At 31.5% G+C, this 25,148-nt stretch carries 15 protein-coding genes; 11 read left to right on the forward strand and 4 right to left on the reverse strand.

Annotated features, from left to right (window positions below; translation table 11 throughout):
* The 3 genes from LCI24_RS16605 to LCI24_RS16615 form a co-directional block, all read left to right on the forward strand.
* The coding region (locus LCI24_RS16605) for a T9SS type B sorting domain-containing protein (protein WP_274641382.1) at window positions 1-1,666 on the forward strand (1,666 nt) is incomplete at its 5' end.
* A 10-nt stretch (window positions 1,667-1,676) separates the two neighbouring features.
* Window positions 1,677-2,618: a PorP/SprF family type IX secretion system membrane protein gene (locus LCI24_RS16610; RefSeq protein WP_274641383.1), complete on the forward strand. Its 942-nt coding sequence runs from the start codon at window positions 1,677-1,679 to the stop codon at window positions 2,616-2,618.
* Between the two features lie 11 nt (window positions 2,619-2,629).
* A complete protein-coding gene (locus tag LCI24_RS16615; protein ID WP_274641384.1) occupies window positions 2,630-4,513 on the forward strand; it encodes an OmpA family protein in 1,884 nt (627 codons plus the stop codon).
* 86 nt (window positions 4,514-4,599) lie between these two features.
* Here the strand turns inward: LCI24_RS16615 and LCI24_RS16620 are convergent, their stop codons facing one another.
* From LCI24_RS16620 to LCI24_RS16630, 3 genes are all read right to left on the reverse strand, one after another.
* The gene (locus tag LCI24_RS16620) at window positions 4,600-5,091 is read right to left on the reverse strand and encodes a CAP domain-containing protein (protein ID WP_274641385.1); all 492 of its coding nucleotides are present in this window, start codon (window positions 5,089-5,091) and stop codon (window positions 4,600-4,602) included.
* Between the two features lie 111 nt (window positions 5,092-5,202).
* Window positions 5,203-5,640: a DUF4268 domain-containing protein gene (locus LCI24_RS16625; RefSeq protein WP_274641386.1), complete on the reverse strand. Its 438-nt coding sequence runs from the start codon at window positions 5,638-5,640 to the stop codon at window positions 5,203-5,205.
* Window positions 5,640-6,221 (reverse strand): MiaE family protein, encoded by a 582-nt coding sequence (locus LCI24_RS16630; RefSeq protein WP_274641387.1) that lies wholly within the window; start codon window positions 6,219-6,221, stop codon window positions 5,640-5,642. The genes LCI24_RS16625 and LCI24_RS16630 overlap by 1 nt, the downstream gene beginning before the upstream one ends.
* Window positions 6,222-6,474: 253 nt before the next feature.
* Between LCI24_RS16630 and LCI24_RS16635 the strand changes: the two genes are divergently transcribed.
* The 7 genes from LCI24_RS16635 to LCI24_RS16665 all read left to right on the forward strand — a co-directional run bounded on the left by LCI24_RS16635 (window position 6,475) and on the right by LCI24_RS16665 (window position 22,648).
* Entirely contained in the window at window positions 6,475-11,970 is a 5,496-nt protein-coding gene (locus LCI24_RS16635) for an alpha-2-macroglobulin family protein (RefSeq protein WP_274641388.1), read from the forward strand.
* 99 nt (window positions 11,971-12,069) lie between these two features.
* A complete protein-coding gene (locus LCI24_RS16640) occupies window positions 12,070-12,252 on the forward strand; it encodes a hypothetical protein (protein WP_274641389.1) in 183 nt (60 codons plus the stop codon).
* Between the two features lie 134 nt (window positions 12,253-12,386).
* Complete coding sequence (locus LCI24_RS16645) at window positions 12,387-12,782, forward strand: hypothetical protein (protein ID WP_274641390.1); 396 nt, start codon at window positions 12,387-12,389, stop codon at window positions 12,780-12,782.
* 83 nt (window positions 12,783-12,865) lie between these two features.
* Window positions 12,866-17,188 carry a CusA/CzcA family heavy metal efflux RND transporter gene (locus tag LCI24_RS16650; protein WP_274641391.1) on the forward strand — a complete coding sequence of 1,441 codons (4,323 nt, stop codon included), beginning with the start codon at window positions 12,866-12,868 and terminating at the stop codon, window positions 17,186-17,188.
* 10 nt (window positions 17,189-17,198) lie between these two features.
* Window positions 17,199-18,323 (forward strand): efflux RND transporter periplasmic adaptor subunit, encoded by a 1,125-nt coding sequence (locus LCI24_RS16655; protein WP_274641392.1) that lies wholly within the window; start codon window positions 17,199-17,201, stop codon window positions 18,321-18,323.
* Window positions 18,324-18,426: 103 nt separating this feature from the next.
* A complete protein-coding gene (gene pbpC, locus LCI24_RS16660) occupies window positions 18,427-20,766 on the forward strand; it encodes a penicillin-binding protein 1C (protein ID WP_274641393.1) in 2,340 nt (779 codons plus the stop codon).
* 58 nt (window positions 20,767-20,824) lie between these two features.
* Window positions 20,825-22,648 carry a cation:proton antiporter gene (locus LCI24_RS16665; protein WP_274641394.1) on the forward strand — a complete coding sequence of 608 codons (1,824 nt, stop codon included), beginning with the start codon at window positions 20,825-20,827 and terminating at the stop codon, window positions 22,646-22,648.
* Here LCI24_RS16665 and dnaX read toward each other — a convergent pair.
* Window positions 22,637-24,328 (reverse strand): DNA polymerase III subunit gamma/tau, encoded by a 1,692-nt coding sequence (gene dnaX, locus LCI24_RS16670; RefSeq protein WP_274641395.1) that lies wholly within the window; start codon window positions 24,326-24,328, stop codon window positions 22,637-22,639. The genes LCI24_RS16665 and dnaX overlap by 12 nt on opposite strands.
* A 144-nt stretch (window positions 24,329-24,472) precedes the next feature.
* On the opposite strand from dnaX, the gene msrA reads away from it, so the two are divergent.
* Window positions 24,473-25,132 carry a peptide-methionine (S)-S-oxide reductase MsrA gene (msrA, locus tag LCI24_RS16675; protein ID WP_274641396.1) on the forward strand — a complete coding sequence of 220 codons (660 nt, stop codon included), beginning with the start codon at window positions 24,473-24,475 and terminating at the stop codon, window positions 25,130-25,132.
* Window positions 25,133-25,148: the final 16 nt, after the last annotated feature.

The raw sequence follows: 25,148 nt of genomic DNA on the forward strand, positions 1-25,148 counted from the left end.
TTCAGAAGAATTTGCAGGACAAGATGACGAATGTGCATCAGTATATGCAATCACAAGAACATGGACAGTACAAGATTGCGCGGGTAATACTACATCACATACTCAATTAGTGACAGTAGAAGATACTACGGCACCAGAATTTGTAGAGGAATTACCAGCAGATGCGACGGTAAGTTGTGATGCTATTCCTGAAGCTGTAACATTAACAGCAACAGATAATTGTGATGCTTCAGTAGCAGTAAATTATTCAGAAGAATTTGCAGGACAAGATGACGAATGTGCATCAGTATATACAATCACAAGAACATGGACAGTACAAGATTGTGCAGGTAATACTACATCACATACTCAATTAGTGATAGTAGAAGATACTACGGTACCAGTATTTGTAGAGGAATTACCAGTAGATGTAACAGTAAGTTGTGATGCAGTTCCAGCAGCAGCAGTTTTAACAGCAACTGATAATTGTGATGCTTCAGTAGCAGTAAATTACTCAGAAGAATTTGCAGGACAAGATGACGAATGTGCATCAGAGTATACGATTACAAGAACATGGACAGTACAAGATTGTGCGGGTAATACTACATCACATACTCAAGTAGTGACCGTAGAAGATATTACAGCGCCAGAATTTGTAGAAGCATTACCAACAGATGTAACGGTAAGTTGTGATGCTATTCCTGAAGCTATAACATTAACAGCAACAGATAATTGTGATTCTGAAGTAATAGTCGTATATTCAGAAGAGCTTTCTGGACAAGAAGAAGGATGTGCTTCAGAGTATACAATTACAAGAACATGGTTAGTACAAGATTGTGCAGGTAATAGCACATCACATACTCAAGTTATAACAATAGAAGATAATGAAGCACCAACTTTGGTATCAACATTAGAAGATATAACAGTAGAGTGCGATAATGTTCCTGAGATTCCAACTCTAGAGTTTACAGATAATTGTTCTTCAAATGTAACACAAACAAATTTTGAAGAAACAAGCACTTTTGATGGAAGTGATAGTGACTATACAGTAACTAGAACATGGACAGTTGCCGATGACTGTGGAAATGTAGAAGACTTTACACAATATATAACAGTAACTGTAAAAACATCAGTAACAGAAATAGCTGATTCAAGATGTATTGATGATGGAACGATTGATTTGAATGACTATTTAGCAAATCAAAGTGAAGATGGAACTTGGGAAGTAACTCAAGGAAGTGTAACATTATCTGATGATGGAAGTTTTGATCCGTCAGGATTAAACTTAGGAGATTACATATTTACATATACATCACCAAATAATGGATGTTTAACATCAACAAAAGTTACAATTAATATAAACGACGATTGTATAGTATTACCATGTGGACAAGAAGATGTGGTAATATCTAAAGCAGTAACCCCTAATGGAGATTCATGGAATGAATTTTTTGAAATTACAGGAGTAGAATCCTGTGGATTCATAGCCAATGTAAAAATATTTAACCGTTGGGGAGCAAAAGTATTTGAATCTAACAATTATGCAAATAATTGGAACGGAACTTCAGATGGAGCTACGTTTGGAGGAGCTGAAAGACTACCAGCAGGTACATATTACTACATTGTAATATTAGAAAATAGTGGTTTAAAACCATTTACAGGAGCAATTTACTTAGGAACCAAATAATATTATAGCTATGAACCATAATTACAAACTATTACAGGCAGTTATTGTACTGTTTTTTACAACAGTTTTAACAGTTCAATCACAACAGCTACCACAATTTACTCAGTATATGTACAATACAATTTCTATTAACCCTGCCTATGCAGGAAGTAGACAAGTGTTGAGTATTGTTGGACTGCACAGGAGCCAGTGGGCGGGACTAGATAGAGCACCAGAAACACAAACGCTATCTGTTCACACGCCTCTTAGAAATGATAAAATAGGATTAGGATTATCATTTATAAATGATCAATTAGGATATGAAAACTTCACCTATTTATATGGAGATTTTTCATATACTATTCAACTTAATGACGATGTTAAATTAGCCTTTGGACTAAAAGCAGGTTTTACTCAATATAATATTGATGATGCTTTAATAGCCGCAGAAGGGTCTGATCCAGGAATTTCGGGAATTCAAAATAGATGGGAACCAAACATAGGTAGTGGATTGCTACTACATACCAATAAATGGTATGTAGGGCTTTCTGCCCCAAGGCTATTAAATATTGACCATAATGATTTAGAAGTTAATGGAATTAATTACGGAGTTGTAGATAGGGTAAGTTATTATTTAACAGGAGGATATGTTTTTGATTTAAGTGAAAATGTAAAATTTAAGCCAGCTACATTAATAAAAGCAACGAATGGAGCTCCTGTATCATATGATATCACAGCAAACTTTTTATTCAATGAAAAGTTTTGGTTAGGAGGATCTTATAGAATAAATGAAGATACTGGAGCTTTAGGGGCTTTAGTAGATTTTCAAGTATCTCGTCAGTTCCGAGTAGGTTACGCGTATGAACATCCGTTATCAGATATTAATCAGTATTCAAATGGAACCCATGAAATATTATTAATGTTTGAATTATTTCCTAGATTACATAGAACGAAATCTCCTAGATATTTTTAAAAAGCAGAATTATGAAAACAAAACTAACACTTATATTACTTTTTTTATCATGTTTTGCATTTTCTCAAAGAAAAGTAGCAGATAAATTCTATAAAGAATATTCATATATGAAAGCTGCCGAGTTTTATAAAAAAGCAATAGATAATGGTGATGATGGAGTAGATATGGTAACAAGGCTAGCAGATTGTTATTATAACAATTCGAATTCAGAACAAGCAGCTTATTGGTATGGTGTGGCTTCTAATAGAAAAGAAGGTTTAAGCGATGAGGCTATATACAAATATGTACAATCGCTTAGAAGTATTGGTAAATATGATAAAGCAGATGAATGGTTGAAAAAAATTCCAGATGCAGTATCAAAAATAGGAAATGTAGATTATGATAAGTTAAAAACGCTAAATAAAGATTCTGTTGTAGTGGCAAACTTAGATATTAATACTAAAAATTCAGAATTTGGTATGTACGCTCGAGATCAAAAGTTATACTTTGCTTCAGCGAGACATGAAAAAGGTGAAATTTATGAATGGAATAATCAACCGTATTTAGATTTATATCAAGCCAAAATCACTAAAAAAGAGGGAGAAGATGTTATAGAAAGCATTATACCTATAGTTTCTTCTAAAATAAATACAGGTTTTCATGAGTCTAGTGTTGCTTTAACCAAAGATGGAAAAACACTATATTTTACAAGAAATAATTTAAACGATAAAGATGAGTTAGAGTATGATAAAAAAGGTACTTCACATTTAAAAATATTTAAAGCGACTTTAGTTAATGGTCAATGGGATAATATTGAAGATTTACCATTTAATGATAAAATATATTCTAGCGGACACCCAGCATTAAGCCCAGATGAAAAGACGTTGTATTTTACATCTGATAGACCAGATAGTTATGGCTTAACTGATATTTATAAAGTAGCTATTCTACCCAACGGAAAGTATGGAAAGCCAATAAATTTGGGAGATAAAGTAAATACAAGTGGAAGAGAGATGTTTCCTTTTGTAGCTAAAGATTATACCCTTTATTTCTCTTCAGATGGTTATGCAAATTTGGGATTGTTAGATATTTATAAAACAGATTTATTAAAAAATAATTCATCTGAAGTAATAAACATAGGGGCTCCATTTAATAGTGGGTATGATGATTTTGCTTTCTTTTATAATGAAGATGGAAAATCAGGATATTTATCTTCAAACAGACCAGGAGGAAAAGGAGAAGATGATATTTATAAGTTTAAAACACTAAAATGTAAACAATTCATTAAGGGAAGAACTTTTGATAAAAGAACAAAAGAAATTTTACCTAATACTTTAGTAGAACTTATAGATTCAGAAGGAAAAGTTATAAAAAGATTTGTAACACAAGAAGATGCAACTTATGTTTTTGAAGTTGAATGTGAGAAGAAATTTTCTTTAAGGGGAACCAAGTTAGATCATAAAGATGATTTTGTAAATAATATTGAAACTACAGATGTAAGAGGAAGAGAAATAGAGCACGATTTGTATTTAACACCGTTAATTATAGGTAATGAAATAGTAATAGACCCAATATTTTTTGATTTTGATAAGTGGAATATTCGACCAGATGCAGCCTATGAGTTAGAACATATTGTACGTGTATTAAAAAATCATCCAAAAATGATTATTAAAATTGAAGCCCATACTGATAGTAGGGGAAGTGATAGGTATAATGAAATTTTATCAGATAAGAGAGCCAAATCTACTAGAGATTATATTTTCTCAAGAGATATAGCTACCAATAGAATAGAAAGTGCTATTGGTTATGGAGAAAAGCAATTAGTAAATAAATGTTCTAATGGAGTTCCTTGTACAGAAGAGGAACATCAAGAAAACCGACGATCAAAATTTATAATCACCAACGATTATAAATAGTAAAATAAGTAATTAGTCTCCCGTAGAGTAGTTTTCTTTAGCCCCGATTCAATGCGCATATTGGATTGGGGTTTTATTTTACATCATTATTTTTTAACAAAAATATTGGTGTAATACCACTTGCCGTTAGCGCTTTTTTCAGCAGTAACATCAAAGTGAGTATAATCACCTTCAATATTTTCTTTATGCCCGTCACTTTTAATCCAAGCATTAACTACAGCTTCAGCAGTAGAGTAGCCATAAGCTACATTTTCACTTACCTTAATAGCATCAGCATTTTCAGCTAAATACTCTTTACGTTGGTAAAAAAAGTCGTGTGAAACCTCGTCTTTCTCAATCATGTAATTAGTATGATTGCTTGTTTGAGACTTAATAGTTTGTAATTTGCTTAGTGAAGAAAAGCCATTATTAACTCTATAAGTGTTAATTAGGTCTAAGATGTCTGCTTCAATCGGTTTTTCACTGACGTTAGCTGACATTTCTGGGGTACTGTCAATTATCTCGGCTTCATTAGAAGAACAAGATGTTATTATTAGTGCAAAAAATAGCACCAATAACCTGAGGGGGTAGTTATTCATGATTATAGGGGTTAAGGGGTTAATCAAAAACGTTGTAAAGATATAACGAAAACTTAATGCAAAACAAGTTAATTGTATGTTTTTGAGGTAAAAAGGGGCTTTTTCCTGTGACTAGATAGCCTGTTTTATAAAGTCTTCATACTCATAAAAAAACAGTTCAAACTGTGTCATAGTTTCAACATAAAACTCATAACAATCTCGCCATGTATTCTTATTGTGAATACTAAATTTCTTGTCAAGAGGTACGTAAATTCTACGGATAATCTTGCGATTATCTAGCTCAAAATTATCATCAAATATAACTTCAGGTAAATACTCACTTTCCAATATTTTCTTTAAAGAAAGGAGTTGATCATAAAGTAATTCATTGGCTATTTCTTCAGGATGTTCAAAATCTAAACAAACAGAAGCTTTTTTTCTGTCCGCCTGAAATTTAAAGGCAAATCCTTTTATTTTGGTGTTGTATAATAACCATTTTCTTGGAAAAGACTTCCCAAAACTTGTCCAAAACTCTTTACGTAACCGAGCAGATTCTTCTTTACTAAACACTATCCGTGAACTTTTGCAGTTTTACCTCTTTCTCTCATCATTTCGGCTTCAAAAGCTAATAAATCTTCCCATTTTTTATCAACTATTTCACGATCCATATACTTACGAGCATACCCTAAAAATAAAGTGTAGTGATTTGCTTCAGAAACCATTAAATCTAAATAAAATTTAGATAATTGTTCATCTTCCATATTATCAGCAAAAACTTTAAAACGCTCACAGCTACGTGCTTCTATTAAAGCAGCAACCAAAAGTCGATGAATTAAAGCTTCGTTTCTATTTTTGGTATGTGGGAAGAATTTTTGCAGTTTTAAAGCATAGTCATTTCTAGTAGCTTGTCCTAAAACCATACCTCGTTCTATCATTATGTTATGCACCATTCTAAAATGTTCCATTTCTTCAATGGCAATATCACTCATGTCCTTAACAAGTTCTGTTTCTTCAGAGTAATTAATAATAATTGACACAGCATTTGAAGCAGCTTTTTGTTCAGCAAAAGCATGATCGGTTAATAACTGTTCTAATCCATTCTTAGCGACTTCAACCCATGAAGTTTCTGTGTCAAATTGTAATCCAAGCATAATATGTAATTGAGGTTGTAAAAGTAAAAAATATAAGCGCTAATTGCATAATAAATAGCTTAAAAATGGTAAATTTGCCACCAAAAAATCTCTTAAGAAAATTGCTTAAAAATATTAATTCGAATTACGAATACTAAATGAATTACTACAAATTCTAAATAGGACAATCTTTTAAAAATATTTTTCAGTAGTTTTAGATAAAATAGAGAAAGATAAAACTTCTAAGAAAATGAAATTACAGCTACTAAAAAAAATGAAAAAAATTATTGGCGTTTTTGCACTAATCTTTTTAATGATTAGTGTCAATTCGTGTAAAAAAACAGTTACTGCAGAAAGTAATGTTAATGAGTTTGGAGAGTATATTAGTGTTTTCCCAGATAAACTAATATCGGTAACACCAAACTTAAAATTTGTATTAAAAAAGAAGGTAACCACAAATTTCGAGGCTACAGAAGTTATTACTACCAAACCAGTTATAAAAGGAGAAGTAGTTTTAAATGACAACGAACTAGTTTTTGTACCTGCTGAAAAATTAAAAAGTAATCAAGAATACTCAATAACACTTCACTTATCAAAATTATACGAAGATATTGATGAGAACTTAGAGAGTTTTACCGTTAATGTAAAAACGAAAGAATTATTATTTAATGTTTCCCTACAGTCTCCAAGTGTATACAATAAAAATTTATATGCAGTTGAGGGAGAATTGACAGCTAGTGATATTATTGAAACTGATAAAGTATCATCTTTAGTAAAAGCTACTTATAATGGAAAAGCTAAGCCTATAAAGTTTAGTACCGTAGGAAAAGTAAGTTCAAAAGTTTATTTTAAAATAGATAGTATACAACGTTTTGACGATGATAAGCAGTTAAAGGTAGAATGGATAGGAGCTCCGGTTCAATCAGAATCTAAAGGAAGCAGAGAAGTAACTATAACAGGAAAAAATAACTTTAAAGTATTAAGTGTAGAAGTTGTTGATACAGATAAGCAACATATTGAAATAAATTTTTCAGACCCATTACAAAAATCACAAAACTTAAAAGGATTAATTCAGTTTTTAAATACCCAAAAAAGAGCTTTCACTTATAAAGTAAATAGTAATAAAGTAACTGTATATCCTAAATCATCATTTACGCAAAAAGTTGATATAGAAATATTCAAAGGAATTAAGAGTGCAGATGGTTATACTTTGAAAGAAAATACGATTAAAACAGTGTATTTTGAAGAATTAAAGCCAGCTGTAAAGTTTATAAAAAGCGGATCTATACTTCCAAATTCTAATAACTTAAAAATCAACTTTAGTGCAGTAAACCTAAAAGCAGTTGATGCAACTGTTTATAAAGTTTATAAAGAAAATGTACTACAATTTTTACAGTATAATGATTTAAGTAATCAAGGAAATTTACGTTATGTAGGACGTCCAGTAGCAAAATACACGGTAAACCTAGGTAATCAAGGGTTAGATTTAAGTAAAGAAAATGCTTTTGCTATTGATTTAGCTGAAATAGTAAAAGTGGAGAATGGAGCAATGTATAGAGTTGAGTTTTCTTTTAACAAAGACTATTCAAATTATAAATGTGCTGAAGGTGCTTCAACCAAAACTATAGTTTTCGGAAAAAAAGAAATAGACACTAAAAGTTATGATAGTCCTAATTATTATGATGATTACTATTATGATTATAGTTGGAGAGATAGAGAAAACCCTTGTACAACTTCATATTATTATAACAAAAATATTAGCACAAACATTTTAGCTACCAATATTGGAGTTATAGTAAAAAAGGGGAATAATAATAAAATAGTAGTAGCAGTTACAGATATACTTACTACAAATGTTATTGAAGGAGCTAAAGTAAGTTTACACAATTTACAAAAACAAGAAGTAGCTTCAGCTACAACTAATAAAGAAGGAGTTGTTTCTTTTTCTGATGTTACAAATGCCTTTTTTGCAGTAGTTACTAAAAACAACAATACAACTTATGTAAAATTGAAAGATGGTGAAGCACTTTCAATGAGTAAGTTTGATGTTTCTGGGGTAAAATTGCAAGAAGGAATTAAAGGATATATCTATGGAGAACGAGGAGTTTGGCGACCAGGAGATCAAATATTCTTAACTTTTGTTTTAAATGATAATGCGAATCCAATTCCAGAGGAACACCCAATAAAATTCGAATTAATTAACCCAAGAGGAAAGATAATCGATAGAAAAGTACTTCAAAAAAAATCAAATAATGTATATGCATACGCTCCAGTAACAAATCCAGAAGCTATTACTGGTAATTGGAAACTACGCGTAAGTGTTGGAGGAGCTGTTTTCAACAAAACATTAAAAGTTGAAACCATAAAACCTAATCGATTAAAAATTAAACTAGCTACAGATTCTGAATTTATTAAAGCAAACTCAACTATTACAGGAAATGTAGAGGTAAAATGGTTACATGGAGCAATAGCAAGAGGTTTAAAGTTAGATATCAACGGAAAATTCTCACAAACTAACACAGAATTCTCAAAATTTAAAAACTATAATTTTGATGATGTAACTCGTCGATTTGGAACAGAAGAGTTTAAAGTACTAAAAGGAAATTTAAGTAGCGAAGGGACTACAAAATTTTCAGTAAAACCTAAATTGGATAGTAAAGCTCCAGGAATGCTAAGAGCGAGCTTTATAACCAAAGTGTATGAAAATGGAGGAGACTTTAGTACAGATGTGTTTTCTAACAAAGTGTCACCGTATACTTCATATGCAGGATTGGAAGATGCTGAAGAGCCACAATCTAAAAACTATTTATTTACAGATGAAGAATATACATTTAATGTAGCTTCAGTAAATGAAGATGGGGCAGGAGTAACAAATAGTTTAGAAGTAAACGTATATAAACTATCATGGCGTTGGTGGTGGAGTACTTCTGATAACGGTTTGTCTAGTTATGACGGTACACGTTATCATGAACCTTATAAAAAACTAAAAGTAACAACAAACGCAAACGGTAAAGGAACCTTTAAATTAAAGGTTGATGAAAACGATTGGGGACGTTATTTAATAAAAGTAAAAGATTCAAAAAGTAAGCATGTTACCTCAAATGTAGTGTATTTTGATTGGCCTTCTTGGTATGCTAAGAAAAAAGGAAATCAAGATAAGAGTAATGCTACGATGTTGATATTTACAACCGATAAAGAATCGTATGAAGTAGATGAAAAAGCAACAGTTAAATTTCCATCTTCAGAAGGAGGAAAAGCGTTTATAACAATAGAAAACGGAACAGAAGTATTAGATCATTTTTGGGTGCCAACACAAGCACAACAAACAACGTTTAGTTTTCCAGTAAAAGCGAGTTATACACCAAATGTGTTTGTAAATATTTCGTTACTACAAAAACACAGTCAAACAGTAAATGATTTACCAATTCGTATGTATGGTTCAATTCCTATGTTAGTGAATAATCCTGCAACCAAATTGGAACCAAAAATTCAGTTAGCAGACGAGTTACGACCAGAATCTACCGCAACTATTCGAGTGAAAGAAGAAAAAGGTAGACCAATGACTTATACGATTGCATTAGTAGATGAAGGTTTATTAGACCTAACACGATTTAAGACTCCAAACCCTTGGGGAGTATTCTATGCACGCCAGTCTTTAGGTGTAAAAACTTGGGATATATTTGACGATGTTATAGGGGCTTATGGCGGAAAAGTAAATCAAATATTAAGTATTGGGGGTGATGAAGCAGAAGCAGGAAGTAAAAACAGAAAAGCCAACCGATTTAAACCAATGGTTACCTATTTAGGTCCTTTCGATTTAGAAATGGGAGATATTAAGGAACACAAGGTTAAAATTCCAAAGTATGTAGGATCTGTTCGTGCAATGGTAGTAGCTACTGATACTAAAAAAGATGCATATGGTAGTGACGAGAAAACAGCTTTTGTACGTAAGCCAGTAATGATTTTAGCATCATTGCCTCGTAAAATAACACCACAAGAAACTGTTACCTTACCAGTTACTGTTTTTGCAATGAAATCAAATATCAAAAATGTAAAAGTAACAGTGCAGCCAAACGAGGCATACACAATTGTAGGAGATAAAACACAGACAGTTTCGTTTGATCAGCCAGATGAAAAAATGGCGTATTTCACGTTAAAAGTAAACGATTTCAAAGGAATTGGTAAAGTAAAAATAGATGCAAGTTCAGGAAGTGAAAAAGCATCTTACGAAGTAGAAATAGATGTGTTGAATCCAAATCCAGTAACTACTGAGGTAAAAGACATAGTATTAAAATCGAATGAAGAAGGGGAAATCAACTTTACAAGTTTTGGTACGAAAGGAACTAACGCGGCTACAATAGAATTATCGACATTGCCTCCAATGAACTTTACTAAACGTTTGGGGTATTTAATTCGTTATCCACATGGTTGTGTAGAGCAAACCACATCAAGTGCCTTTCCACAATTATTTCTACCAGAAATATTTGAATTACCGAAAGAAAAAATAGCTTCTACAGAAAGAAATATTAAAGCAACAATTCAACGATTATCAGACTTTCAATTGTCTAATGGAGGATTTTCATACTGGCAAGGAAATAGTACAGCAGATAGCTGGGGAACATCGTATGCAGGTCATTTTATGATAGAAGCAGAAAAGAAAGGATATGTGTTGCCTATAGGTTTCAAATCAAAATGGATAGGGTATCAAAAACAACAAGCACGTAATTGGAGAAATAGCTCACGTTATTACAATAATTCACTTTCACAAGCATATAGATTATACACGTTAAGTTTAGCGAATAGTCCTGATTTAGCTTCAATGAACCGTTTACGTGAATCAATGGGAGTTTCAGATGAAGCAAAAATGAGATTAGCTAGTGCGTATGCTTTAATAGGTAAAAAGGCTATAGCAAAATCCATTTTAAAAGGAATAACCGGTTATACCTATACAAAACGATATTATTCAAACTATGGTTCAGAAACCAGAAACAAAGCAATGTCGTTAGAAACCTATATGTTACTGGATGATGAAACGAAGTCAATAAAATTAGCAAAAGAAATTGCCGAAAACCTATCGAGTGAACGCTGGATGAGTACGCAAACAACAGCTTACAGTTTATTAGCAATGAGCCAATATGCTCTGAAAAATGGAGGTAGTAATGGAATTAGTGCTAGCTATATTTTAAATAAGGCTTCAGGAGAAGCAAGTACTTCAAAATCGTTATTAGCAAAAGATTTAATAGTTATTCAAAAAGAGAACTCATTAAAAATAACAAACAAAAACAATGGTGTTTTATATGTACGTATACTAAACAAAGGAATTTTGCCAGTTGGTGAAGAAAAAGTATTCCAAAAGAATTTAGAAACCTCTATTACATACAAAACAAAAGATGGAGTTCGTGTTACTCCAGATAACTTGTCACAAGGAACCAATTTTGTAGCTGAAGTTACAGTAAAGAATCCAACGAGTGAAACCATTAAAAATGTAGCATTAACACAATATATTCCTTCAGGATGGGAAATTATAAATACTCGTTTCACAGATTTTGGTAACAATACAACGTCTTCAAAAGTAGATTATACAGATATACGAGATGCAAGTATTAGTAACTACTTTATGTTGAAAAAATACGAAACAAAAACATTCCGAGTATTGTTAAATGCGTCGTATTTAGGTGAATATTATTTGCCAGGTGTACAAGTAGAAGCTATGTATGATAATGACTACATAGCTCGTACAAAAGGTGAATGGATTAAAGTAGTAAAATAAATAGTTAATAACAATATTCTTTCGCGAAGAATGGACACAAGCCTTGAGTGTCTTTAAAAGTTCAAGGGTTTAATTATATTTTTAAATCTTATTATTATCATGAAAAAAGAGTTTTTAAAAACAGGAAAAGCTTTAACAAACAAAGAACAAAAATCTATTTTAGGTGGAGGAGGAAATTATGAATGTGGATTAGTTTTTGATGAAACACAGTGTGAAGAATTTTGGGCTTTACCACCCGAATATCAGGCTTGTAGTGATGTTCATGCTGATTGTGTTTCTTAAAAAAGAAAAATATTAAAAAAAATATAAAAAAGATAGAGAATCACCACGAAACAGTGGTGATTTTTTGTTGTTAACATAATATTAAGAATATTTAAATGTAAAAAAGTGAGCTAAAAAAGTATCTTTGTAAACAAGTGAGAACATCATCCATAATATTATCTATAGTAATGCTTTTTCAAAGTTTAAATATTACATGTAATAATATTTTAAACTTAGATAAATTAATAGAGCATGCGCAGTTTCATAAAGAAGCATACAGCGATAGTTTTGTTACTTTCTTATCTAAACACTATGGAGAATTAAAAGTAACTCACTCAGAAAAGCATCAAGAAGAAAAAGAAGAACATGAGAAACTTCCTTTTCAATTTGATTATCATTTAGTAGACTTTCACACAATTACATTCGAAAATACAGAGGTTTCTTTACCCTCTACATTAGCTTTCATTGAAAGAAAGCAAATATTTTATCATCAAAATTTTTATAACTCACCAGACGCATTAGGAGTATTTCAACCGCCTAGGTACATATAATTCACATACAGTTAGTAATTAAAATTATCGATTTACTTCTTGATAAATCGATATAAAACATGTAATTATTTAAATGATGAATTATGTTATCAAAAATTATAGAATTCACTATAAAGAATAAGTTTATAGTCCTATTATTTACAAGTTTTATTGTAGGCTTTGGAATTTATTCGTTATCACAACTCCCAATAGGGGCTGTACCAGATGTAACAAATAATCAGGTACAAGTAATCACCACATCACGAAATCTTTCAACACAAGATATAGAACAGTTTATAACTTATCCTGTAGAGCTAGAAATGGCAAATCTACCAGGGGTAAAAGAAATAAGATCTGTTTCAAAATTCGGTTTATCTGTAGTAACCATAGTTTTTGAAGAATCTATGGGAACTTATTTACCAAGGCAGTTAATAGCCGAAAAAATTAAAACCGCTTCAGAAAAGATACCAGAAGGATTTGGTTCACCAGAAATGGGGCCTATCACTACAGGACTAGGAGAAGTATATCAATATATATTAGATGTAAAGCCAGAGTTTAAAGGCCGTTACAGTACAACAGATTTACGAACTATTCAAGATTGGGTAGTAAAGAGGCAATTATCAGGTATTCCAGGAGTTGTTGAGGTTAATACTTGGGGAGGCTATTTAAAACAATATGAAGTAGCTATTAATACTCAAAAACTAAATGCGATGAATATTTCAGCAAAAGAAGTATTTACAGCATTAGAAAATAACAATAGTGTTGCAGGAGGAGGATATATAGAAAAAGTAAATCAATCTTACTTTATAAGAGGAGAAGGATTAGCTAAAACGCTTGAAGACATAAAAGATATTGTTGTAACAAATAAAGAAGGAATGCCTATTTATGTTAAAGATGTTGCAACAGTAGGCTATGGAAGTGCTACACGATTCGGAGCCATAACCGCAAATGGGGAAGGAGAAAAAGTGCTAGGACAAGTAATGATGTTGAAAGACGCTAGTTCAAAAGATGTAATTGAATCGGTAAAAGAAAGAGTAGCAAGCATTGAAAAATCATTACCTGAAGGAGTATTCATTAATGCATTTTTAGAACGAAGTGAACTTATAGGAAAAACCACATTTACAATTACCGAAAACCTAGTACTAGGATGTTTAATTGTAATTTTTGTAGTAGTTCTTTTATTAGGAAACATTCGCTCGGGGTTGGTAGTAGCATCTGTAATTCCTTTATGTCTCTTATTTGCCTTATCGTTAATGTACATTTTTGGGATTGATGCAAACTTGATGAGCTTAGGAGCTATAGATTTCGGAATTATAATAGATGGAGCTGTAATTATTGTTGAATATATTACTTTTAAAATCACCCAGCAAAAAGACACCTTCGTTACATTAAACAAAAAAGATCAACAACAAGTTAAAGACTCCGTAAGTAATGAAGGAGCTTCAAAAATGATGAGTTCAACAGTATTTGGACAATTAATAATTCTCATTGTTTTTATACCAATTTTATCTTTAAGTGGTGTTGAAGGGAAAATGTTTAAGCCTATGGCTTTGGTATTCAGTTTTGCACTAATAGGGGCTATTTTACTGTGTTTAACCTATGTTCCTGTGATGGCATCTATATTTTTAAAACCTTCAAACATTACAGATAAAAATATTTCAGTAAGGCTTATTAAAAAACTGAACGAATGGTATGCACCATTAATCAATTGGGCATTGCATCGTAAAAAGGTGGTATTAGGAATCGCATCATCTATGTTATTACTCACTGTTATTATTTATACTAGAATGGGAGGTGAGTTTGTTCCTACATTAGATGAAGGAGACTTTGTAATCCAACCTGTTTTAAAAACAGGAACAACGTTAAGTAATACAATTGAGACAACTACAAAAATTGAGAAGATTTTAAAAGATAACTTTCCTGAAGTGAAACAAGTAGTATCTCGTATTGGTGCTGCTGAAGTACCAACAGATCCTATGAGTATGGAAGAAAGTGATGTAATGATTACATTACGACCTAAAGGTGAATGGACTTCTGCTGAAAGTAAAGATGAGCTGGCAGATAAGTTTAAAGAAGCGCTAGCGGTAATTCCAGGAATGGAAGTAGAGTTTACACAACCAATTGAAATGCGCTTCAATGAGTTGATTACTGGAGTTAGAGCCGATATTGCAATCAAGATTTTTGGAGAAGACCTATCAGTTTTAGCTCAAAAAGGAAATGAAGTAAAAAAGTTAGTAGAAAATGTGGAGGGAGCCTCAGATATTATTGTTGAAAAAATTGAAGGTTTACCTCAAATGAATGTTGCTTACGACAGAGCTAAAATTGCCAGATACGGTCTTAACATAAAAGAAGTTAATGAAATGGTGTCTATGGCGTTTGCTGGAAAAGCAGCAGGAAATATTTTTGAAGGTGAAAAACGCTTCGATTTAGTGGTGAGGTTAGATAAAACTAACCGTACAGATATTATTGATTTAAAAGAGTTGTATATAGATTTACCTAATGGAGGAAAAGTACCGTTAGATGAATTAGCAACCATTACCTATCAAAAAGGGGCTGCAAAAATCTCTAGAGATGATACTAAACGCAGATTAGTAGTAGGAATTAATGTTCGTAACAGAGATTTACAATCTGTAGTAGATGATGTTCAACAATTGATAAACAAAAATGTAAAACTACCAACAGGATATACAATTACATACGGTGGACAGTTTGAGAACTTACAAAGTGCTTCTAAACGCTTAATGATAGCTGTTCCTGTAGCGTTAATATTAATATTCATCATGTTATATTTTGCTTTTAAGTCAGTAAAAGAAGCATTGATTATTTATTCAGCAATACCATTTGCAGCTATTGGTGGGGTATTATTGTTATGGATACGCGATTTACCTTTTAGTATATCAGCTGGTGTTGGTTTTATTGCGCTTTTTGGAATTGCAGTACTCAACGGAATTGTATTAATAGAGCATTTTAAAGAATTAAGAAATAAAGAATTCTCTACTATTGAAGAATTGGTAAAACAAGGAGCAGCAGATAGGTTAAGAGCAGTATTGTTAACAGCATCGGCAGCAGCATTAGGTTTTTTACCTATGGCGATATCAACGAATGCAGGGGCTGAGGTACAACGTCCTTTAGCAACAGTAGTTATAGGAGGTTTAGTAACTTCTACAATTTTAACATTGGTAGTGTTGCCTGTATTGTACACAATTTTTGATAACCCAAAGAAATTAAAAATTAATAAAAAGGTAGCGAGTTTAGGTGTTGTACTTCTTATGGGAGTGTGTACTGTTCAAGCACAACAAACTCCTAAAGGATTACAAAGTTTAATAGACTTAGCTGTAGAAAATAATAAAGGCTTGCAAGCTCAACAATTAAAGGTAGAAAAAGCCAAAGCAGCCATTACTTCAGCTTATACTTTTGATAAAACAGAAGTTTATTATAGTCGAGATGAAAACAATACAGTAGCAGATCATCCTTTAGATATTTTTGGTGTTCAACAAACCTTTGCATTTCCAACTGTTTACGGAGCAAATAAAAGAGTGCAAAAGTCCGCTTATAATATAGAACGTAATCAATATGAAACAGCCAAAAAGAAATTGATGAAATCGGTTGTGAATGCGTATTATATGTATCAATACACAAAAGCACAAGAGAACATTTATAAGAGTTTAGATAGTTTGTATAATAAGTTTTCGTATGCAGCGAAACGACGATTTGAGTTGGGAGAAACTAATTATTTAGAAAAAATAACAGCAAAAGCAAAACAGAAGCAAGTAAAAAATGATTATCGAAACACAGTAGTTGCTTCCCGCATAGCTTATCAAAAAATTAAAGCGCTAGTTCAGGTGAAAGATAGTTTGGTAGTAGAAAAAGAAACTATTATTCAACCAATGCAAGTACAAAGCATTAATCTAAATAAAATTACTGAACTTCAGGGTTATTATGAAAGAGAGCAGTTAGCAAAAAGACAATTGTCTCAACAAAAACAACAATTGTTACCAGACTTATCTTTAGAAGTCTTTAGAGGAAGTAATCAATATATAGCTAAAGACTTTTATGGATATCAAGTAGGAATTAAAATTCCATTATTATTTAGTGGAGAATCTTCTAAAATAAAGCAATCAAAAATAGCAAAAGAAATTGCTGAAAATGAAACTTTAAATTATCAAAAACAGTTAGAAACCTACTATACAAACCTTAAAAATAAGTTACAAGAACAAACAGTATCATTAGCTTATTATCAAGAAGAAGGTATGCCTTTGGCGAATGAAATCCTGAAAACAGCAAACATGAGTTTTAAACATGGTGAAATAGATTTTTTTCAATACATACAAAGTGTTGAAAATGCATATCAACTAAAGTTAGCTTATGTAAACAGTATAGAGTCGTACAACAATATTGTGATAGATATTAACTACTTAACGTATTAAAAAAATAAAGATGAAATATATAATTTATAGTATCCTACTTGTAACTGTAATAGGATGTAAATCAAAAGAAGCAGAAAGTACTACTGAATCTTCAGTAGTAATTACTGATGATAGAGTTTTTATAACGAATGAACAATGGGAAAAAAACAGTATGAAATTAGTTACTGTTGAAGAACAAGATTTTCCAACAACAATTAAGGTAGTAGGAAAAATAGATGTACCGCCTAAAAATAAGGTTGTAGTAACTGCTAAAATGGGCGGATTTATAAAAAACATTCCTTTATTAGTTGGTGATAAAGTTAAAAAAGGACAACGTTTGATAGCGATAGAAAATCAAGAATTTGTAGCTATGCAACAACAGTATTTAGAAACAAAACAAGAAATAACTTTTTTAAAGTCTGAATACGAACGTCAAAAGACTTTGTTTGATGAAAAAATAACATCAGAAAGAAATTATTTAAAGGCAAAGAGAGATTTTGAAGTAGCACAAACTACGTTGGTTAGTTTACAAAAACAGTTACAAATGATTAATATATCTGCAAGTAAATTAAATAGTAGTTCAATAACTTCTGTAACGGGTATTTATGCTCCTATTTCAGGAAATATTACTAAAATCAAAGCAGTTACTGGTTCGTATATATCTCCTGCTGATGAAATTTTAGAAATTATAGATAATAAGCACTTGCATTTAGAGCTTTCTGTTTTTGAAAAAGATGCTTTAAAATTAAAAGTTGGTCAAGAAATCAGTTTTAGGGTTCCAGAACTATCATCAGAAAAATACAAAGCAGAAGTTCATTTAATAGGAAAAAGTATTAACGAAAACAGAACGGTAGATGTACATGCACATATTGAGGAAGAGCAAAAAAGAAATTTCTTGTCAGGTATGTTTGTAGAAGCTGTAATAGAAACAAATAGTAATAAAGTTAATTCATTACCAGAAACCTCAGTAGCTGAGATAGAAGGAGAAATGTTTGGGTTAGTTTTAGATGAAAAATCAACTGACGGTTATTATTTTAAAAAGAAAAAAGTTGAGGTTGGAAATACGTTTGAGAAGAATGTAGAATTAAAAAACTCAGAAATTAAAAAAGAAACAAAATTTTTAGAAAAAGGAGTCTTTAATTTATTAATAGAATAGAAAAAAATGAGCTAAATCATAATTTTTATATTTTTTTTATAATAAAAAAGCGAAGAAGTGTATAAAAATATATATTTCTTTGCTTTTTGTTAAAAGAAGGAAGATGATTAAGACTAAGAAAAAGAAAATATTATTAATCTTGACTTTTATAGGAGTCATTTTCTACTATTTCTGTCTACCTAAAAACCTATTCGATAACCCAACATCAACAGTCGTAACAGCAAAAAATAATGAATTGTTAGGAGCTGTTATTGCTAGTGATGGTCAGTGGCGATTTCCTGAGTTAGATTCCGTTCCTAAAAAGTTTGAACAATGTATATTACAATTTGAAGATGCTTATTTTTATAAGCACTTTGGTTTTAATCCTGTTTCCATAGGAAAAGCAATGGTAGAAAATATCAAAGCAAAAAGAGTTGTAAGAGGAGGAAGTACGCTAACACAGCAAGTAATTCGATTATCAAGAAAAAATAAAGAGCGTTCGTATTTTGAAAAGTTGCAAGAGTTAGTATTAGCTACTCGATTAGAATTTCGTCATTCCAAAAAAGAAATTTTAAAATTGTATGCTTCGCACGCACCATATGGAGGTAATGTTGTTGGATTGGAAATGGCATCGTGGCGTTATTTTGGTTTAAAACCATATCAATTATCATGGGCAGAAACAGCTACTTTAGCAGTGTTACCAAATGCTCCATCATTGATTTATCCAGGAAAAAATCAACAAAAATTAAAAATCAAAAGAAATAGGTTATTACAAAAATTACATGAGGAAGGAATTATAGATCAAATTACGTATGATTTAGCAATTGAAGAAGAATTACCACAAAAACCATATCCGTTACCCACAGTAGCACCTCATTTTGTACAAGAAGTAACTCAACAGTATAGAGGACAACGAGTAAAAAGCTCTATAGATATTCATCTACAAAAACAAGTAAATAATTTAGTTAAGCAGCATTATTTCCGTCAAAAACAAAATGAAGTATATAATATGGCTGTGTTGGTGTTAGATGTTAAAACAAGAAAGGTAGTATCTTATGTAGGGAATTCTCCAACAGATAAGGCACATCAAAAAGATGTAAACAATATTATTGCTCCAAGAAGTACTGGAAGTACTTTAAAACCATTTTTATATGCACAAATGCTTCATTCGGGAGACTTATTACCCAATCAATTAGTAGCAGATGTACCAACAGAAATAGCAGGGTATTCTCCTAAAAACTTTAACTTAACTTTTGATGGGGCAGTTCCAGCAAATGAAGCATTAACACGTTCGTTAAACATACCCTCAGTACGTATGTTACAACGATACGGATTGGAAAAATTTCGAGAAGATATAAAAGCATATCACATTAACGATATTAATAAATCAGCAGATTATTATGGGCTTTCATTAATTTTAGGAGGAGCGGAAGCTAGCTTATGGGATTTATGTAAAACCTTTGCAGGATATGCAGGTATTGTAAATCACTATGAAGAATTAAAACACAATTATTATCAAAATGAATTTATAGAACCGAGTTTTTTGTTTGAAGGAACTCCAGATTTTGGTAAAGTTCAAGAAGACTATATAACTTTAGATGCTGGATCTACATTTTTAACATTAAATACTTTAATAGAGGTAAACAGACCTTATACAGATCAAGCTTGGAAGTATTACGATTCGTCTCAAAAAATAGCATGGAAAACAGGAACAAGTTTTGGAAATAAAGATGCTTGGGCAGTTGGCGTAACCCCAAAATATGTAGTAGGAGTATGGATAGGAAACTCAGATGGAGAAGGACGTCCAGACCTTACAGGAGTTGGTAGTGCAGCTCCGTTAATGTTTAATGTTTTTGACGTGTTACCAAAATCTAATTGGTTTTTAGAACCTTATGAAGATTTAATAGAAGCAGCTATTTGTGAGAAAAGTGGTTTTTTAGCGAAGTCAATTTGTCCGTCTGTAACAAAAAGAGTTCAAAAAAGTGCGATGAAAGCTAAATCATGTTCATACCATCAAGAAATAACTGTAGATATATCTGAAAAATTCAGAGTGAATTCAAACTGTGAATCTATTTCAAATATGGTAACAAAATCATGGTTTGTGTTACCTCCACTAATGGCATACTATTATCAACAGAATAATGCAGATTATAGGTTGCTTCCTGAATATAGATCAGATTGTAACCAGTTGGAAAGTAATACAATGGATTTTGTTTTTCCTGCTAAATACACATCAAAAATATCTTTAACAAGAGGAGAAAATAATAAGTTAAACCCTATAGTTTTAAAGCTTACACATGCTAATGCAGAAGCAAAAGTATATTGGTATTTAAACAAAGAATTTATAGGGATAACAGAGCAATATCATGAGCAAGCTATTAAGCCAAAAAGTGGAATTCATACAATAACAGCAATAGATAATTATGGTAATGAACTGAAGAGAGTTATTGAAGTAAAAAATTAAATAAATATAAATACGGTTTAATTAAAAGCTGTATTTTTAGTCTTTTTAAAAATAAACTATGTTAGAACTAGCAGGGATAATTATACTTGGAATTTTGGCGCAATGGGTAGCTTGGAGGTTTAAAATACCAGCAATTTTACCTTTAATCTTAATTGGATTACTTGTAGGGCCTATTGCAGCAGAATTTTTTAATGATGATGGAAGTAAATGGATAGAACCCGTTTGGGACGGTGAAAAAGGGCTATTTCCTGGTGATGGTTTGTATTATTTTGTCTCATTATCTATTAGTATTATCCTTTTTGAAGGAGGATTAACCTTACGACGCGGAGAAATAAAAAATATAGGTCCTGTTATTACCAAATTAATAACTTTAGGATCAGCAGTAACCTTTTTTGGAGGAGCTATAATTGCTCATTATGTGTTTGGATTAGGTTGGGAATTGTCATTTTTGTTTTCTGGATTAATAATCGTTACAGGACCTACAGTAATAACACCAATTCTTAGAAATATACCACTTAAAAAAGACGTCTCAGCAGTTTTAAAATGGGAAGGAATTTTAATAGACCCTATAGGAGCATTAGTAGCTGTACTTGTTTTTGAATTTATAAGTGTAGGAGGTGGTGCAGGTTTTACAGGAACTGCATTATTAGAATTCTTAAAAATAATCCTTTTCGGAACCACTTTCGGATTCACTTTTGCACACGCCTTAATTTTTGTAATCAATAAAAAATGGGTACCACATTACTTATTAAATGTGGTTTCTTTATCCACTGTTTTATTAGTATTTGTAGAGTCTGAATTGTTTGCTCATGAATCAGGATTACTAGCAGTTGTGGTTATGGGAATGGTACTGGGGAATAGTAAACTTAAAAATTTAAAAGAGATATTATATTTTAAAGAATCATTAAGTGTTTTATTAATCTCAATATTATTTATTTTACTATCAGCAAATATTGATTATAAAGAACTAACACTATTATATGAGTGGAAAACACTGCTTTTATTTGCTTTAATAGTGTTTGTAATACGTCCATTAGCAGTATTTTTAAGTACATCAAAATCAAACTTAAAAACAAATGAAAAACTGTTTATTAGTTGGGTAGGTCCAAGAGGTATTGTTGCAGCAGGTATCGCTTCGTTATTTGGAAGTAAATTACTTAAACAAGGAATTGAGGGAGCAGAGTATATTACTCCTTTGGTATTTATGGTAGTTTTAGGAACTGTTTTACTAAATGCAACCACAGCAAGATTGTTTTCTAAGCTAGTAGGAGTGTTTTTAGAGCGTTCTAATGCAATTATGATAGTTGGAGCTTCAGATTTAGCAAGGATGATTGCGAAGTACTTAAAAGAGAATAAAAGAAGAGTAGTATTAATTGATTCTAATATAGAAAATGTAGAAAAGGCTAAACAAGAAGGACTAGAATCAATTGAAGTAAATATTTATGATGATGAGCTAACAGATAATATTGAATTAAATGATGTAGGATACTTAATTGCAATGACAGGAAGTGATTCAATTAACAAATTTGTAATCTCAAACTTTTCATCGATTTTTGGTGAACAAGGGGCTTATCGTTTAGCAACTTCACAAGAAGTTATTACGAAGGATTATGAAGATGAAGATCATTTATTTACAATAGAAGACGACTATATTAATTTAATGGAAGCTGTAAGAGAATTCCCTGAAATTCATGAAACAGTAGTTAATTCTATTGATGATTATAAGAGGAAAATTGAAGAAATTAACCGTGATCAAAAATCAATACCAATTTTTGTTAAGAGTCAAAAGAATGAAATTTTATTAATTTCAGAATTTGAGAAAAATGTTAAGAAAATAGAAGATTGGAAGTTAGTTTATGTAGGGAAGAATTTAAACATCTAACCCGAAAGTATTCTTTAACTTTTCAATTAACGGATTTTTTTCTTTGAGTTTGTCATACTTCTCTTGAGGAGTATAGGCAAACTTTTTTTCTACAGTTTCATTTACAATAACATTAATTTGAATACCATAGTTATTTAACTTTTCACGTAAAAAGCGTAATAGTTTAGGCTTACCTTTTTCAAGTTGAGACTTCATTAAGTCATTAGGTAATGAAAAAATAATAGTAAAATCTTCTTGTAACTTAGGCTCATCAGAAGCTAAAATGGCAGCTATACTTCGTTCTCCAAAATTTTGTAGTTGGAAATAGTATTTTTTCCAGGCATCTTTTAACTCTTCATGAGTAAAAGGAGTTCTTGGATGATTGTCGTAGTTTTCTTCTACATCTATAGTACTTTTTACTTCTTTCTTTTGATGTAAACTTTTTAAAGATAATGCAGAAGTACGTCGCTTAATATTCTTTAAAACAGGTTTAGCAGGAGCCTCTTTTGTAACTGTAGTTGTTACTGGAGCTGTTTCAGTCTTTTTAGCAACAGCAGGTTTTACCTCAGTCTTTTTAACTGAAGGAGATAAAGAGGTAAAAAAAGTAGCAGGAATTATGTAGTTGCTAGATTTTTTTTTTGCTCCATCAAAAGTGATAGAGGCAATTTGCATTAAAGTAAGTTCTACCAATAATCGTTGGTTTTTACTTCCTCGATATTTCAAGTCGCAATCATTAGCCTTATCTATAGCTGGGAGTAAAAACTGCATACTAGCTTTAGAAGCCTGTTCTAAGTATTTTTTCTTAGTGTTATCACCAACCTCTAACAAAGCAATAGTAGCTTGATCTTTTGCAACTAACAAATCTCTAAAGTGAGAAGCTAAACCGTTTATAAAATGATGTCCCTCAAAACCTTTTCCTAATACATCATTAAAAGCCATTAAAACTTCTGGAATTTTATTTCCAAGCAATAAATCGGTAATGTTAAAATACACATCGTAGTCTAACACATTTAAGTTTTGGGTAACAGCTTCGCGAGTTAGGTTGTTTCCAGAGAAACTTACAACCCTATCAAAAATAGAAAGGGCGTCACGCATTGCACCGTCAGCTTTTTGAGCAATTACATGCAGTGCATCATCTTCAGCAGTAATATTCTCTTTAGCACAAATTGTTTTTAAATACTCTTTAGCATCTAAAACACCAATACGTTTAAAATCAAAAATTTGACAACGAGATAATATCGTTGGTATAATTTTATGTTTTTCTGTAGTCGCTAAAATAAAAATAGCATGTGCTGGTGGTTCTTCTAACGTCTTTAAAAAAGCGTTAAAAGCAGCTTGAGAAAGCATGTGAACCTCATCGATGATATACACTTTGTATTTTCCTGTTTGAGGAGGAATACGAACTTGGTCTGTTAAGTTACGAATATCATCAACCGAGTTGTTAGAAGCGGCATCTAATTCAAAAATATTAAAAGCAAAATCTTCATCATCTGTAGTTGCATCTTCTTGGTTAATACGTTTAGCCAAGATACGAGCACAAGATGTTTTACCAACACCGCGAGGTCCTGTAAACAATAAAGCCTGAGCTAAATGGTTGTTTTGTATAGCATTTTCTAACGTATTAGTAATGGCTTGTTGCCCTACAACATCCTCAAAATTTTGAGGACGATATTTACGTGCCGATACTATAAAATGTTCCATTAAAATCTACTGTTTACTCGAACAAAAATAGAAAACACGGTGGCAACACGCAAACAAAATTATTAAGGAAATATTAAAGTTGTAAACAATTGTAAAAAATGTATTCTTTGTACGACCAACTAACATATAAATAATACTAATTATATGAAGATATTCAAGGGAGTAACAGTATTTACGGCTGTTGTTTTAGCGGTAACGTTATTAAGTTTCTCACAAAAAAAGGAAGAAAAACTAAAAGAGGTATCAGTACAAACAACCTCAGAAACAAAAGTAGCTTACTTTGCAAGTGGTTGTTTTTGGTGTGTAGAAGCAATTTTTGAAAGTGTGAATGGAGTAGAGGAAGCAGTATCAGGATATGCAGGAGGGCACACTAAAAATCCAACCTATAAAACAATTGGAACAGGTCGTACAGGACATGCAGAATCGGTAGCAGTATATTACAACCCGAAAAAAGTTAGTTTTCAAACATTAGTTACTGTATTTTTTGGTTCGCATAATCCAACTACTAAAAACGGGCAACATCCAGATTATGGTTCACAATATAGGTCAATAGCGTTTTATAAAACACAAGAAGAAAAGCAGATAATAGAAAGTACTATTAAAAGATTAAATGAAGATGTTTATCAAGGGAAAATAGTTACGGAGGTTAAAAAGATGGAGAAGTTTTATCCTGCGGAAGAGTATCATCAAAACTATGAACGTTTGCACCCAGAGAATCCATATGTGCAAAAAGTATCAATTCCTCGATTAAATCGGTTTAAACGTAAGTTTCCGGAATTGCTTAAAAAAAGAAAAGACGGGTAACTTTATTAAGTTAAAG

This window comes from Tenacibaculum larymnensis, assembly GCF_028829235.1.
Classification (GTDB): domain Bacteria; phylum Bacteroidota; class Bacteroidia; order Flavobacteriales; family Flavobacteriaceae; genus Polaribacter; species Polaribacter larymnensis.

Excerpts from the sequence above, each read along its gene's own strand:
- LCI24_RS16610 (WP_274641383.1), top strand. The coding sequence starts at position 1,677 with ATGAACCATAATTACAAACTATTACAGGCAGTTATTGTACTGTTTTTT.
- LCI24_RS16615 (WP_274641384.1), top strand. The coding sequence starts at position 2,630 with ATGAAAACAAAACTAACACTTATATTACTTTTTTTATCATGTTTTGCA.
- LCI24_RS16620 (WP_274641385.1), bottom strand. The coding sequence starts at position 5,091 with ATGAATAACTACCCCCTCAGGTTATTGGTGCTATTTTTTGCACTAATA.
- LCI24_RS16630 (WP_274641387.1), bottom strand. The coding sequence starts at position 6,221 with ATGCTTGGATTACAATTTGACACAGAAACTTCATGGGTTGAAGTCGCT.
- LCI24_RS16635 (WP_274641388.1), top strand. The coding sequence starts at position 6,475 with ATGAAAAAAATTATTGGCGTTTTTGCACTAATCTTTTTAATGATTAGT.
- LCI24_RS16640 (WP_274641389.1), top strand. The coding sequence starts at position 12,070 with ATGAAAAAAGAGTTTTTAAAAACAGGAAAAGCTTTAACAAACAAAGAA.
- LCI24_RS16650 (WP_274641391.1), top strand. The coding sequence starts at position 12,866 with ATGTTATCAAAAATTATAGAATTCACTATAAAGAATAAGTTTATAGTC.
- LCI24_RS16655 (WP_274641392.1), top strand. The coding sequence starts at position 17,199 with ATGAAATATATAATTTATAGTATCCTACTTGTAACTGTAATAGGATGT.
- pbpC (WP_274641393.1), top strand. The coding sequence starts at position 18,427 with ATGATTAAGACTAAGAAAAAGAAAATATTATTAATCTTGACTTTTATA.
- LCI24_RS16665 (WP_274641394.1), top strand. The coding sequence starts at position 20,825 with ATGTTAGAACTAGCAGGGATAATTATACTTGGAATTTTGGCGCAATGG.
- dnaX (WP_274641395.1), bottom strand. The coding sequence starts at position 24,328 with ATGGAACATTTTATAGTATCGGCACGTAAATATCGTCCTCAAAATTTT.
- msrA (WP_274641396.1), top strand. The coding sequence starts at position 24,473 with ATGAAGATATTCAAGGGAGTAACAGTATTTACGGCTGTTGTTTTAGCG.